General features: G+C 47.7%; 15 protein-coding genes. 4 read left to right on the top strand and 11 right to left on the bottom strand.

Annotation, left to right across the window (positions count from 1 at the left end):
- Positions 1–175 precede the first annotated feature (175 nt).
- The 8 genes from V6C93_RS31465 to V6C93_RS31430 all read right to left on the bottom strand — a co-directional run bounded on the left by V6C93_RS31465 (position 176) and on the right by V6C93_RS31430 (position 6,570).
- The gene (locus tag V6C93_RS31465) at positions 176–1,363 is read right to left on the bottom strand and encodes a tetratricopeptide repeat protein (protein ID WP_333480618.1); all 1,188 of its coding nucleotides are present in this window, start codon (positions 1,361–1,363) and stop codon (positions 176–178) included.
- Between the two features lie 61 nt (positions 1,364–1,424).
- Positions 1,425–2,063 carry a HEAT repeat domain-containing protein gene (locus V6C93_RS31460; protein ID WP_333480617.1) on the bottom strand — a complete coding sequence of 213 codons (639 nt, stop codon included), beginning with the start codon at positions 2,061–2,063 and terminating at the stop codon, positions 1,425–1,427.
- 153 nt (positions 2,064–2,216) lie between these two features.
- A complete protein-coding gene (locus V6C93_RS31455) occupies positions 2,217–3,071 on the bottom strand; it encodes a HEAT repeat domain-containing protein (RefSeq protein WP_333480616.1) in 855 nt (284 codons plus the stop codon).
- A gap of 10 nt (positions 3,072–3,081) precedes the next feature.
- Entirely contained in the window at positions 3,082–3,345 is a 264-nt protein-coding gene (locus tag V6C93_RS31450; protein WP_333480615.1) for a phycobilisome linker polypeptide, read from the bottom strand.
- Between the two features lie 112 nt (positions 3,346–3,457).
- Complete coding sequence (locus V6C93_RS31445) at positions 3,458–4,327, bottom strand: phycobilisome linker polypeptide (RefSeq protein ID WP_333480614.1); 870 nt, start codon at positions 4,325–4,327, stop codon at positions 3,458–3,460.
- A gap of 176 nt (positions 4,328–4,503) precedes the next feature.
- The gene (locus V6C93_RS31440) at positions 4,504–5,316 is read right to left on the bottom strand and encodes a phycobilisome linker polypeptide (RefSeq protein WP_333480613.1); all 813 of its coding nucleotides are present in this window, start codon (positions 5,314–5,316) and stop codon (positions 4,504–4,506) included.
- A gap of 154 nt (positions 5,317–5,470) precedes the next feature.
- Positions 5,471–5,959 (bottom strand): phycocyanin subunit alpha, encoded by a 489-nt coding sequence (cpcA, locus tag V6C93_RS31435; protein WP_333480612.1) that lies wholly within the window; start codon positions 5,957–5,959, stop codon positions 5,471–5,473.
- Between the two features lie 92 nt (positions 5,960–6,051).
- Positions 6,052–6,570 (bottom strand): phycocyanin subunit beta, encoded by a 519-nt coding sequence (locus tag V6C93_RS31430; RefSeq protein ID WP_333480611.1) that lies wholly within the window; start codon positions 6,568–6,570, stop codon positions 6,052–6,054.
- 1,507 nt (positions 6,571–8,077) lie between these two features.
- Between V6C93_RS31430 and V6C93_RS31425 the strand changes: the two genes are divergently transcribed.
- The 4 genes from V6C93_RS31425 (at position 8,078) to V6C93_RS31410 (ending at position 11,601) form a co-directional block, all read left to right on the top strand.
- The gene (locus V6C93_RS31425) at positions 8,078–9,211 is read left to right on the top strand and encodes a hypothetical protein (RefSeq protein WP_333480610.1); all 1,134 of its coding nucleotides are present in this window, start codon (positions 8,078–8,080) and stop codon (positions 9,209–9,211) included.
- A 333-nt stretch (positions 9,212–9,544) separates the two neighbouring features.
- Positions 9,545–10,162 (top strand): phycobiliprotein lyase, encoded by a 618-nt coding sequence (locus tag V6C93_RS31420; RefSeq protein ID WP_349262892.1) that lies wholly within the window; start codon positions 9,545–9,547, stop codon positions 10,160–10,162.
- A complete protein-coding gene (locus tag V6C93_RS31415; RefSeq protein ID WP_333480608.1) occupies positions 10,119–10,706 on the top strand; it encodes a hypothetical protein in 588 nt (195 codons plus the stop codon). Before V6C93_RS31420 ends, V6C93_RS31415 begins: the two co-directional genes overlap by 44 nt.
- Before the next feature lie 145 nt (positions 10,707–10,851).
- Positions 10,852–11,601: a phycobilisome rod-core linker polypeptide gene (locus V6C93_RS31410; RefSeq protein ID WP_333480607.1), complete on the top strand. Its 750-nt coding sequence runs from the start codon at positions 10,852–10,854 to the stop codon at positions 11,599–11,601.
- On the opposite strand, the gene V6C93_RS31405 is transcribed toward V6C93_RS31410, so the two are convergent.
- The 3 genes from V6C93_RS31405 to V6C93_RS31395 form a co-directional block, all read right to left on the bottom strand.
- A complete protein-coding gene (locus tag V6C93_RS31405; protein ID WP_333480606.1) occupies positions 11,581–12,528 on the bottom strand; it encodes an RluA family pseudouridine synthase in 948 nt (315 codons plus the stop codon). The genes V6C93_RS31410 and V6C93_RS31405 overlap by 21 nt on opposite strands.
- Positions 12,525–13,199 (bottom strand): Uma2 family endonuclease, encoded by a 675-nt coding sequence (locus V6C93_RS31400; RefSeq protein ID WP_333480605.1) that lies wholly within the window; start codon positions 13,197–13,199, stop codon positions 12,525–12,527. Before V6C93_RS31400 ends, V6C93_RS31405 begins: the two co-directional genes overlap by 4 nt.
- 180 nt (positions 13,200–13,379) lie before the next feature.
- Positions 13,380–13,563 (bottom strand): hypothetical protein (locus tag V6C93_RS31395; protein WP_333480604.1); only part of this gene is annotated, 184 nt, incomplete at its 5' end.

Here is a 13,563-nt window from a genome sequence, read left to right as displayed (position 1 = left end):
CAAATTGTAAGTCCGTTTGAATGGCCAGCAGATTGTTGCGAATGCTCTGGAGGGTTGCGATCGCTTGTTCGTAAGATGTGATCGCCTCCTTTGTTTTCCCCGCTGTCTTCAACAATCGCCCAGCTTGCCACTGCCAGCGATAGGCACTATCAGGCGCATTAGCTTGCCCTGCCATTTACTGCGCTTTTTGAGTTAACTCCAGCGCCGCTGAGGTTTGATCAGCTAACTGGTAAATCTGCCCTAAACTCCCTAAAGCAAACGATTCAGCCCGCCCATCTCCTATATTTCTGGCAACATTGAGTGCCTGTTTCAACAGCACTAGAGTCTCTGTTGAGCTTCTGCCTTGCGCTGTGCTTGCTGCTGACGCTTGACGCCTAAAACTCTGTGCGAGATTGATTAAAACATAGGCTTTATCCCGCGAGTCGGGTAACGTTTCGAGGAGTGCCAATGCCTGCTCTCGGTTCCTGGCAATGGCAGCCCAGTCAGGCGGTGGGAGTTGCTCTAAAAGACGATTTAGATTCAGTAATGTCTTGACGTGAGTAATGCCGCCTATGACTTGAGTCTCGCGCAGGCTTTCTTCAAATGCCGATCGCGCAGCAGCCATCTCTTGTTTTGCCAACTGAGTTAACCGAGCAATTTCTTGGCGATCATCTTCGACACGAGCAGTATTTACCTGATAGCGATACCTCTGTGCGCGTGACAAGTAGAGATTACCTAAATTAGTTAAGGACGCTGCAATGTAGTCTGGAGCCTTTAGCTGACGGGCAATAGTTAAACTTTCTTGGTGAGCGAGGAGAGATTGTTCGTAGTCACCTACAGCCCAATAGGCATTGCCCAATGCTCCCAACGTTGCCACTTGGGTTTGCAAGTCTGAGTTTTGCTTTGCCAGTTTTACGGCTTCCTGCGAAATCTTAATTGCCCGTAGATTCTGCCCAAGTTCTTTGTAAGCTTGTGCTTGCTCCGTCAGCAACTTTGGTAACTGGATGCGTGCTCCCTCATCGTCTTGATGCTGGTAAATCTGAATGGCTTGCTCCCAGTGTGCGATCGCTTCTCCTAGTTGTCCGATTTGTCGATAAGCGAGTGCCAGGTTACTGTGAATAGCGGCTCGATCTTTAGCGTCTCTAATTTGCGGGAGTACTTGTTGCCAAAGTGCGATCGCTTCCGTAAATTTGCCAGCTTGATAGCGTTCAACTCCCTGCTGCACTCCCTGAGAGTATGCTTCTTGACTGGGAATTGATGCAATGAATTGCCTCTGTGGCGTTGCTGACTGAGCGACTTGGCCGAGTGACCCAAAGTGGAAGACACAGCACAAGACAAGGCTGGCTAAGAAAAAAATACTGAATCGACGCCAATGTCGGCACATCTGGAACCTTTCAGGCAACTACTCTAGATGACGGATACACCACCAATCTACACAATTGCCTTCAACCTTGAAGTTGCTGCAAAGCCAGTTGCACGCGGGTGCGAACGCCTAAATCTGGTTCTGTCTTAACCATTTGCTCAAAATGCTCTTTTATAGAGTAAAATATATCACTCTGACTCCCTGCCGTAGAAGTTGCCAGCCCTTGCAATCCCACAACAGCCGCATAGCGAACCACCCATTCCGGGTCTTGAGAAGTCTGCATCAACGTTTTGAGGACTTTTGCTTGGACGGTTGGAAGCATTTCGGCTGGTATTGCAGACCAATGCAGATAGCCCAGACCTTTAACGGCGGCTCTACGGACACTCATGGCAAAGTCAGTTTCTGCGGCTTCTAGCAATGTTTCTAGCGCTCTTGGGTCGCCAATCCCAGCTAATGCTCGGATTGCCCAAGCTCTACCACTGTAGTTATAGTCATCAAGCAGGTTGAGCAACTTTGGTACCGCTACTTGCCCTAATTGCACCAATCCCTCCACAGCGGCTACGGCTGCACCAGGGTTATTGTAGCTGAGAGCTGCAATTAAGGTAGGAATTCCTTCCTGTAAATGGGCATCTGCCAATGCTTCCACCGCATTTACCAGTTTCTGTGAAGAGTCTGCCTGCTCAACGGCTTGAATCAGTTTTAGTCCTCGATCATTAGTCATTGGTCAGTGGCAAACAAATGTTGAAAGTTACAAGTTGAAGGCTGGCAAGTTGACAAGCTCTAACTTAGTTTACTCCTAGCCTTCGGCAACAGCTACGCCTTCTCACCTTCTAACCTTCAACCTTCTAACTTTCAACCCTTTTTGGATTCACGACTATAGCAGATTATCCATCAAAGTCATTACGTGGATAGCGTCATCAGATATAGATGAGGACTCTGTGGAGTTACTTTTTACATCGTGTTCTAGGAGTCCTTTGAGAGCAATCAGCTTCAAACTATTTTCTGCTAAGGTCTGAGCGATCGCATCCGCCCCTGGTAAATAACCGATCGCGCCCAGATCACCAAGAGCGGCTCGTCGCAGTTGCAATTTTTCTCCAGCCAAAGCCTGAACCAACCGTTCACCATAAATTGGGTTTTTCGTCAACTGGTACATGGCTCGTGCCGCTGCGTACTGTACCAACTCTGTGGGATGTTCAAGAAAGGGTTGAATCAAGTCAATGGCCTCGGTGGCACCCAGGTAGCCTAACGCTTCAATGGTTACGTCGTAAGGTTGCGCTAAGTGGGGACAGCCTGGTATCGGTTGAGCGGCTGCCAAGCCACCTTCTAGGAGTTTCATCAGCTCAGGGATACTGCTTGGAGCGTCTAGTATCCCTAGTGACTTAGCAGCAGCTTCCCGCACGTAGAAATCTGAGCAGCTTAAACAACGAATGAGGGCGGGCACAGCTCTTCGATCTCCCAGCTTGCCCAGCGCTCTCGCTGAATTTCGCCGCAGGGGGTAGCCGCCGTCAGGCGTCCGGTCAGTTTCATCCTCCAGTGTTGCGATTAGCGCCTCAATCGCTGCCGATTCGCGAACTCTGAATCTGCCCAGCCACCAAGCGGCGTAATAGCGAAGTCCTGGGTCTTGCCCTTGTAGATTAGCGAGCGCCTGCTCTACAGTTAAAGACTCGCTACCCTCCGGCGACCCTCCGGATGATAAAGATTGAAAATCGTCAAAACTGGACTCTCGCATGGAGGTTCAGTTAGCCCTCTGACTCAGAGGCTGATTCACCTTCGGATGTCAACGGCTGAATGCTAACAATTTTGCCACCCAACCGCGTAATCCGTTGCATTTCTTCATTCATCCGGTTGTAAGGCACTGTGATAAACACGCTAGCGCTCGAGCGAATTGGATAATCTGTATTATCCGTATCTACGCTTTGACGCAGACCGACGACTTCATAGCGAAAGCAGCGGGCACTAGAAGGCGAACTGCTAGTACTTCCACCGACAATTGAACCCAACATAGTTTATATCCTAATCAGAAATACAGAACGCAGAATTCACAAAGCTTATGTTCATGGGTCATTAACAACCAGCTAAAACCAATCACTAATGACCCATGACTAAAGCATCAGACTAGAGAGGAGTAACGCTGGCGATTTTACCCCCTTGGCGTAGAATTCTCTGCATTTGGGGGGTTAGCTCTTCATAAGGAACAATGAAGGCTTGGTTAATCCGGCGCACGTTAGGATATCTGGGCTGATTGAGTCCAGCGACTTCGACACGGTAGAGTCGGCCAGATTTTCCAAACGTCGCTGCCCCACCAAAACCACTGCTGGGAGTGACGCCTCTCGCGGAAGGAAGGTAGGCAAAGCTACCATTGCTACTAGAAGGGCTGATAACAGTGGAAGCACTATTCTGTGCTAGCTCACTGGCAAGGCGCGGAGAGTTACCTTTAAGCTGGGCGCGATCGCTGTTAGCATAGCCACGATATAGCTGGAATATGCGGCTAAATCCCACGGTTTTTTGTCCGGTTTGAGTCTGGAAGCCCCGATAGTAGGGCACGATATTATCGCCAAAGTTGGCTTGATACTCTGGGGAATCAATGTAGGAATCAATGTCGGCGTCGTATCCCTTGGTTTCGTACAAGTCCAAGTGATAAATCACCTCGGCCTCGTCATAGGGTGCCCGACCTAACAAATGTTTATAATTGAGCTCGATGACTCGTGTTTGGAAACTGTTATAGAAAAACTTCGATTTGTACAGTTCCGATTTAGCGACCTGACGCACAAAATCTTGCACTGTAATCTTGCGATCGCGCAGGAGAGATTCAGCACTGGTGAGGCGCTCAGATTTCATTAAATAGTCGTTGCCCAATAGCTGACGGTAGACAGCGCTAATGACTGCTTCAACGTCTGCTCTACTTGCCGTTGGGCGCAATTCTACCGGAGAGGCATTGCTAAAAGCGGATGTTCCTAGTCTAGATGCTGCTGTTGTAATGGCCATTTGAACTTTTCCTTTGTTAATAGGTAAGCAGATAGGTGTAACTATACATAACACCCAAACCTTTCTATCTGCTGAAATTTCTTTGGAGTTTTTTACGCCTACCTGCTTAAGCGTAGGTAACAGGTCACAGGTAATATTTTTTTACCCTTCCCCATTTCCCCTGTCCCATTCCCCATTTATGCCGGTGAGATGCTCATCACTTTACTGCCCTGACGATTCAATTGTTGCAACTTACTCGACAACTGATCGTAGGGTACGAGCAATTCCGTGGTACTTCGCCGCACGACAGGCGAGCTTGGAGATGCGGATTGCATCACTCTAACCCGATAAATATCCCCTCGACGACCACCTGAAGTGCCTGCAAGAACTGCTGAAGAAGGAATATAAATGGGTGAGGCTATATTTTTCGCCACTTCCCAGGTTAGCTTGGCTTGTTTCTGGCTGGGTGTGCGATCGCTACTGGCATAACCCCGGTATAACTGGAATATCCGGCTAAATCCCACGGTTTTCTGCCCTGTTTGGGTTTGAAAGCCGCGATGGTAGGGTACTGTATTTTCGCCAAAATTTTGTTGATATTCTGCTGAGTCAATGTAAGAGTTGACCTCAGCTTCGTACCCTTGTGAGTTGTAAAGCTCAACGTGGTAGGAAATTTCCGATTCATCGTAGGGGGCACGACCCAATAAATGCTTATAATTCAGCTCAATGAACCGAGGTTGTGAATTGGAGTAAAAAAACTTTTTCCGATACAGCTCTGATTGGGTAATTGCTCGCACAAAATCCCGAACTGTGATTTGTCCCTGGCGCAATAATGACTCGGCGCTAACAAGGCGCTCCGATTCCATCAGGTACTCATTGCCCAGAACCTGTCGATAGGCAGCTCGTATCACCGCTTGCACATTGGCTTCTGTTCTATCGGAACGTAGTTCTACCAATCCAGATTCTTGAAACGGTTTAATGCCTAATCGTCCGGCTTCTCCTAACACTGTCATATTTTTATCTCCCCCCTCAATGACCTAACACAAAATGTTTTTTTCAAGTCTTTTATCAGAATGGTGAGAATAAAACTGCCCGGTAAGATGAACAACTCTGACTCGCTTTCTTTGCTGGTAGAGCTGATTACCTTACCGGGCTACACGCACCTTGTTAGCTCAGGGCGTTAATCGCATAGTCGATGTAGGAGTTGGCTTCGGTAGCCGCATCACCACTGATACCGTGGTTGGCCTTGATGTACTTGAGGGCTTCAACGTACCAGCTAGGAGACAGTTCAAAGGTGCTGTTGATTTCATCCAAGCCAGCAATCAGGTACTCATCGAGAGGGCCGGTGCCACCAGCAACCAAGCAGTAGGTAACAATCCGCAGGTAGTAGCCGATGTCACGCACGCACTTGTCCTTACCACGCTGGTCAGCTGCATAGTTAGCGCCTTGCATTTGCGTGGTGTAGGGGAACTTGTTGTACACCGCTTGAGCTGCTGCTTGAGCCAGACGGTCAGCATTGCCACTCAGGCTTTTTGCAGCTTCTAAGCTAGCGGTAGCTTGCCGGAAGCGACCAAAAGCCACTTGGAGTTCTGTGCTGGAAAGAAAACGGCCTTGAGAATCAGCTGCAGAAACCGCTTCGGTCAGAGGTGTCTTCATCGTTGAGGTATCTCCCTAGTGTTTTACAAAGTTCTGGTTGAAATTTTTTTTGCCCAACTGACAAGTGTTAGCGAATAGCGCTTGGCACTCGGTTAGCTAACCGCTGCGGCTGCGCGATCAAAGTAGCTAGCCACTTCAGACATCAGAGCACTGCAATCACCTTGGGTAATACCGTTACGGTCATTGGCAATTGCGATCGCGGCATCCTTCATTTTTTGAACACCTGCTGCTACAGAAGCGCCAGGAACACCTAGAGCCAAGTAGGTTTCGCGCAGACCGTTCAGACAACGGTCATCCAGCACACTGGCATCACCAGCAAACACAGCGTAGGTGACGTAGCGCAGGATGATTTCCATATCGCGCAAGCAAGCTGCCATACGACGGTTGGTGTAGGCGTTGCCACCAGGAGCGATCAGCTGGGGTTGCTCAGCAAACAGAGTCCGAGCGGCGTTAGCAACAATGCTGGAAGCGTTGCCGGTGATACGGTTAACGGTATCGATACGCTTGTTGCCTTCCTTGACCATAGAGATCAAAGCATCCAATTGGCCAGAGCTTAGGTATTCACCGCGTGTATCAGCTTGTGAAACAACCTTTGTGAAAGCGTCGAACATGAAAGATAACTCCTACTTACTGGGTGGTTAGTTTTGGGTTTTGCTTGAGAACTGGAGGAAGCCAGTTCTGAGCAGTTCGAGCAGCTAGAGATGTCAAAGACAGACAACCGTTAAAATTTTAGTTCAACTTGGTCTTTAGTTCCGCCTGTTCCGTATACCAGGCAACAAAACGGAGCTTTTGAGAAATCTGAGAAATTTTCAGGCTTTTATGAGAAACCCAAAAACTTGCTGAACTAATGTTTTTCTTAGCTTTTGCCTGTCGTTGATTCCCTCACCGTTTTTTTATACACCGTCCCTGGGGGTTAGATCTATTACGAATTGTTAAGCTAGTTAAACCTGAGTACCCAGGCTAAACAGAAGTCAAACTCTTGTACATCAAGGCTTTGCAGGGTTCGCATCCGTATAACAAGTTAACAAAATGTTAACAATTTGCATTGTTACGAGGCTTAGGGTGACGCAATGCCAGTAAGGAAAACTTCCTTTAGCTCCCTTTCTAGCTCGAAAATCAAGCTGTAAATGTACTCCTCAGTCCGAACACCACAGTAAAAGTGCTTAAACATCCCACCAGCGAGGTATTTTTCCGCGTGCGTTCGCGTGGGTAACGCAGTTGTGCTTGCTGAATGTGATCAAGCAGCTATGAATCAGTGACGGATTCTGCCTGCTCAACGAAATTCTTTTTTTGCAGAAGCGTAGGAGTTGAATTTTTGCAACCTCAAAGTTAAAAAGGCACAGAAGAGAAGGCTAATCAGCCTTATAGCCTTTTCAATATTTATCAACTTCAATATCTAAACTTTTAGCTTTAATTTTACTAAATTCAATCTGAGACCCTGTTACCTAGCTGATGTTCTAGCTAGATTTTGCTGGATATGAGTTATTGATCAGGGTATCTGATGCACTTGCTCAGATACCCTGATCAACCTGAGTTACAAACCAAACATTGAGATGATCTGTCCTCTACACTGTCGAGACAAACTATTTGGAATACATTCCAGTTTGTAACGATTTCGTCAACACTCAGACTGGATACAGAAATATTACCGATGTGCTTGTCGAGATGCAGCAAAGGGGACTCAACAGTAGACCTGTCTTGAAAGTCTAGTTTCATCCTTCGTTGTGTGCGACAGCTCATGGTGTCTCTTGCAAAAGTCCCTTTCACATTTTTACGGTTAAGGAATCTTTCTTCCCTTTCTCCCTTCACCTTGAACCTTTTCCCTGACTTCTGCAAGAAGTTAAGCCATCGATGAGTGTGAGAGTTTTTGCACTAGCTTGCCGCATAACTGGATTGGACTGATGTGCCATATCTTGAGGAGTTACCTGCTCAGTTGCTGTGAGGGCTGAGTTTTCACCTCTATCTGTTCTTCCCTAAAGTCGTATCCATCTATTTAGTTTTGGTGCAGATAGATCTATACTGAAGGCCAGTCAATCATCGAAAAATCATCGGAAAAAAATGCCAATGCCAAAGAAGAGGCGTGGCGCTCCCAACTTGCACTCAAAAACGGCAGTCAAGATGGGGGAGCCCCTTACATCTAAAGGGCTTCATTTCTTAAGTACGCTGGCTGAAAAAGCAGGACTATCTCCGTCTGAGTTGTGTGAGGCTATGGCAACAGGCCGGATCGCGCTCTATAGTGATTCGGCAGAAATCAAGCTTGGCATCAAGGCAGCAGCTGATGAAGCGGCAAAAGGCAGCGATCTTCATGGGCTGACTACAGAGCTACAACCCAACAATCAGGTTGCCAGACAGCAAGATCAGAGCTTGTCATCAGAGAAAGATGAATCCTGGCAAAAGCAGTCGGAAGAGCAAGCCCAGATCATTACCGACTTACAGCAACAAATTACTCAATTGCAAAGTCAATTAGAGAGTCGAGTTGCCGAGCAAGCCTCTGTACAATCGAGCTACGACTCCCTGCAACAGCAATCTCAACAGCAAGCACAGCTGCTCACCGACAAGCAGCAGCAAATCGAGCAACTGCAAAGTCGGATGAGTGAGCAGACAGCACTGCAATCGAGCTACGACTCCCTGCAACAGCAATCTCAGCAGCAGCAGCAGGCGATCGCTGACAAAGAGCAGCAAATTGGTCAACTGCAAAGTCGGATGAGTGAGCAGACAGCACTGCAATCGAGCTACGACTCCCTGCAACAGCAATCTCAACAGCAGCAGGAGGCGATCGCTGACAAAGAGCAGCAAATTGGTCAACTGCAAGAGCAACTGCAAAGTCGGATGAGTGAGCAGACAGCACTGCAATCGAGCTACGACTCTCTGCAACAGCAATCTCAACAGCAGCAGGAGGCGATCGCTGACAAAGAGCAGCAAATTGGTCAACTGCAAGAGCAACTGCAAAGCCGAATGAGTGAGCAGACAGCACTGCAATCGAGCTACGACTCTCTGCAACAGCAGTCACAACAGCAGAGCCAAGTCATTGCCGAAAAAGAGCAGCAAATCAATCACCTGCAAAGTCAATTAGAGAGTCAGGGTGTCTTACAGGCGAACCAGAAGTCAAGCTACGAATCAGTGAAGCAGCAATCCCAAGAGCAAGCGACTGAACTTGCTACACTACGCCAACAAATCGCCCAGTTGCGCTCATTGGCGGCAGTTGGAGAAGCTCGATTAAACAAGTGGCAAAGCCGCAATGCTTCTAGATAGACCAAACCCACATTGACCCTAGAGACTGTCTTTTGTGTTAAAGGCGATCGCAAATCAGTTAAGACGATCTCCTAAATCACGTAAGGCAATCCCTAGCAGTGGGTTGGTGAGCGTAAGCGGTAGGTACTCGCCAACTACCCGAGATGTTCGCTGACAGAAACAGACCCTTGAACTCACACTAAGATAGTTGAGGGTAAAAGGCTTATGGAGCTTCAAATATTCCATCAGCTAAGTGTGGAGTGTCATAATCCAAACTCCATTACAGGGACTCTATAATCAGGAAATGTAAAAAAGCCAAAACGGTGAGCAATCCTCCGCAGGAGATAGATATAGATGGATGGCATGGAATTTTTTCAGCTCAGTGCTGGCAAGTGGCGATCGCAGCGCACAACCCATCACCTTGCTTTTAGGCGATCGGAGACAGGAGAGTCAGAAATCGATGTGGCAACTTTAGCAGCCGATCATCCCCAAGTAGTAGAGATTTGCCGATTGCATCAGGTTGAACCTAGCAAGGCGGCGGGAGGAGCACTGGTAAATTGGCAGGGAACGATGGCCTGGGATAGAAGCGAAGAGGAAAATCACACAGGCTCCAGCGTAATGGTGATTGTCCCTGATCCCGATAATCCTAGACAGGGCAGCTTACTACGAGAAAGAGGCTATGCCGAAATTGTGCCAGTTGCGGGTCGCTATCTGATCGATGATGAGGATGCCCTGGTTCTTTTAACCGAATATGAAACGATGAGTTCTGAAGAGCGATTCTGCTTCGTTAGCTCAGATGTGCGGATGCGAACCAGTACAGTAAAGCGCTTTGGTGGATTTAGCACAGCCTCCTTGTGTGTCGAAACTCGCATTGGCTCTGATTTGGATGATGAACGCCGTGAAACGTTAGTACCTCAACAAGCACAGGATGTCTTGGCCGTCAGACAGTTTCAGTCCGCGTTGGGTTGGTGAATCGACAATTAGTGCAATTCCATTTGTGCGTGGTTATCAGTATTTGACTGCTGTGCGTCAGCTTGCCTTAGAGCCAGAAATGCTGGATGTGACAGATGACTTGAGGGAAAGTGAGCGCATTTATACCTGGATTGGCAATCACATTGATGTCATCAATGCTGAACTCAATGCCTATCTAGAAGCCTGTCATGGCTGTTTTCATCCTGAACAACGTCGTCCTATGCACATTCTGGCAACCCCTCTAGCTCAGGAGTATGGCATAGACGGCTTGTGCAATATTATGGTCTATCCCGCTGTCATCCTGATCGATGTGGGACGAACAGCACGTCAAGATTGGTTAAGTATTGTTGTGCATGAATACGCTCATGCCCATTTAGGCTCCCCTGGTCACGATTGGCAGTTTTTTAATATTATTTCTCATCTTTGCTTGGGATTGGGATTAGAACCTCCACTTTGGCAGCCAGATATGGAGAAATACTTGCGAAATTGGCCTCATTGTGCATGGCTAGCAAATCCACTGACTTTTTGGATGGGCTATTCCTGAAACTGCCACTAGACAACGATTAGCAATTTTCTCAGGTGTCTTTTAATTAAATAGACACCTACTTTTTTAGGGATTGGTACAGGATTTGCTATATATTTAAAATTTAAGGTTTGTAAGATTTTCTAAGATTACGGAGATTGCCAACGTGGCCTTACCTTTATTAAGCTACTCACCTAAAAGCCAAAATCAGCGCGTAGCTGCATATGAAATTCCTGGTGATGAACAACCTAGAATTTTTACGACAGATAACCTGCTCTCCTCTGGAGACATGGGTACTCTGATTGAAGCCGCCTACCGCCAAATCTTTTTCCATGCCTTTGCTTGGGATCGAGAGCCGGCTCTTGAATCTCAGCTCCGGAATGGTCAAAGCACTGTGCGGGACTTCATTCGTGGATTGCTGCTTTCTAAGACTTTCAGAAACAGCTTCTATGATAAAAACAGCAACTACCGCTTTGTTGAACAATGCGTACAACGGGTGCTGGGACGTGATGTCTACAGCGAACGGGAAAAAATCGCTTGGTCAATTGTAGTTGCTACCAAGGGTATTACAGGCTTCGTCGATCAACTGCTCAATAGCGACGAGTACCTGAACAATTTTGGGTACAACACTGTCCCCTATCAGCGGCGTCGAGTTTTACACAGCCGGAATGAAGGGGAACGACCCTTCAACATCAAATCTCCCCGTTACGACGCCTATTATCGTTCGCAACTGGGCTTCCCTCAAATTATCTGGCAGAACGAGGTACGTACCTTCAAGCCACAAGAGAGGACGGCAAGAGCAGGCGACCCATCTCTGTATGCAGATATGGCACGGTCTATTGCCCCAAAAACCAACCCTGTCCCACGGGTGTCAGCGCAGAACATCGATTATTTATCAAGGGTGCCTCGGCGCTAGTGAAGCAGCACGTAGCCGCAGCACGTCCAGAAGTTTGATAAAAGCTGTTGGAAGAGGGGCGATTGCCTCAATCCACTCTCCAGAAACTGGATGTTGCAATCGGAGTCGCCAAGCATGGAGTGCCTGACCTGGTAGATTGACCCCAATAGAGCGACCACTGCTATAAACGGGGTCGCCGACGAGGGGATATCCTATGTGGGTGCTATGTACGCGAATCTGATGAGTACGGCCAGTTTCCAGTTGAAAATGAATTAGGGTGTAATTACCCAATCGTTCTTTAACTTGCCAGTGGGTGATAGCGGTACGTCCGCCTTTGTCCACTGGCAATATTGTCATTTTTTTGCGGTCTATAGGATTACGTCCGATGGGTTGGTCAATTGTGCCACTCTCTGCTGATGGGGCACCGTGGACAACACCTAAGTATTCCCGTTGGGCAGTTTTCGCTTTAAGTTGGGCTTGTAGGTGTTGATGAGCTTGATCGGTTTTGGCGATCGCAATCGCACCAGTTGTATCCTTATCTAATCGGTGGACGATTCCCGGACGTTGAACGCCACCAATCCCAGCGAGATTTGTGCAGTGTGCCAGAAGCGCGTTGACGAGGGTACCGCTTTCATGACCGGCAGCAGGATGGACGACTAAATCGGCGGGTTTATTAATAATGATCAAGGAGTCGTCTTCATAAAGAATGTCGAGAGGGATGGCTTCGGGTTGTAAGTCGAGGGGTTTAGCTTCGGGGATGGTGATGGAAATGCGATCGCCCGATTGTACGGTTGCTTTTTTCGAGGTGCAGACTTTGTCGTTAACCTGCACTTGCTCTTGTTCGATGAGTTGTTGAATGCGCGATCGCGAAAGGTCGGGTAATTGTTGGGAAAGGTAGCGATCGATGCGATCGCCCTGTTCTTCGACTTGTAAATTAATTTCTGTCACAGTTGTTCTGGGTCGATGCCAAGTTCTCGTAGTTTAGCTTCTAGGGCTTGCGCTTTCTGTCGTTCTTGCTCTAGTAGTGCTTTAGCTTGCTCTGCGCGTTGAGCTAGTTCCACATAACTGGCGAACCGTTCTCCATCGGGTCGATAAATGATGAGTTCACCTTCAGAAAGTTCAAACCGAATTCCTAAGCGCGGACTAATCCAACCCATCATCTCTTCAATGGCTTCTAACTCATTGCTAGAACGCAGCCAGCCGGTTAACTCACCTCCATCGGGGTCATATAGGTAGTATTCTTCAACCCCGTAGCGTTGGTAAAATTTGTATTTTTCAATCATCTCTTTGACGGTATTACCAGGGGAGAGAATTTCAAACACAACTTGTGGGGGAATGTTGTCTTCTCGCCATTGTTGGTAAGAACCCCTATCTCCTTTTGGTCTGCCAAAGATGACCATGACATCAGGAGCGCACCTAGTTTTGTTATTCCCTTCAACGGGATACCAGAGTAAGTTGCCAGCAACGAATACATTGGGGTCGTTGGTAAACAATAGTTCTAAACCTAACTTGATGGCAACAATCCAGTTAAATTGCTTGGTATTATCTGCCATTGGTTGCCCGTCGCTTTCGGGGTAGATGATGTCTTTTTGAGCAGAAGATTGTAGCTGTGTGACCATCGCTGTAATTCCAAATCCGCTAGCAGCTTCATTAATTTTAGATAAACGGCTCTGGGCGCATAGGAGAGCAGATTGATGACTCTCATACCCTCTTACTTTGTATGCTGCTACACATTGACCCCCCCAACCCCCCTGATTAAGACGGAAGCTTGAGTGAAGAGCTAGGGGGGAGCTAAGGAGCTATTGCTTGCGATCGCTCACATCGAAGACAACCTTAAATTGGATGTTGGGGACACGCTGACGCAATAGCAGGAGATGTCCGTCTGCATCCGAGCGAGAGCGATAGCGACCAATGATTAACCATTTCAGGCTGGGAAGTTGACGCGCAACTACCCAAGGATTAAGGCACTTTTTTTTCGTCATA

The organism is Allocoleopsis sp., assembly GCF_036703385.1.
GTDB lineage: Bacteria > Cyanobacteriota > Cyanobacteriia > Cyanobacteriales > Coleofasciculaceae > Allocoleopsis.
Note: the sequence above shows the minus strand (reverse complement) of the source record. Positions and strands in the feature narration are given on the sequence as shown.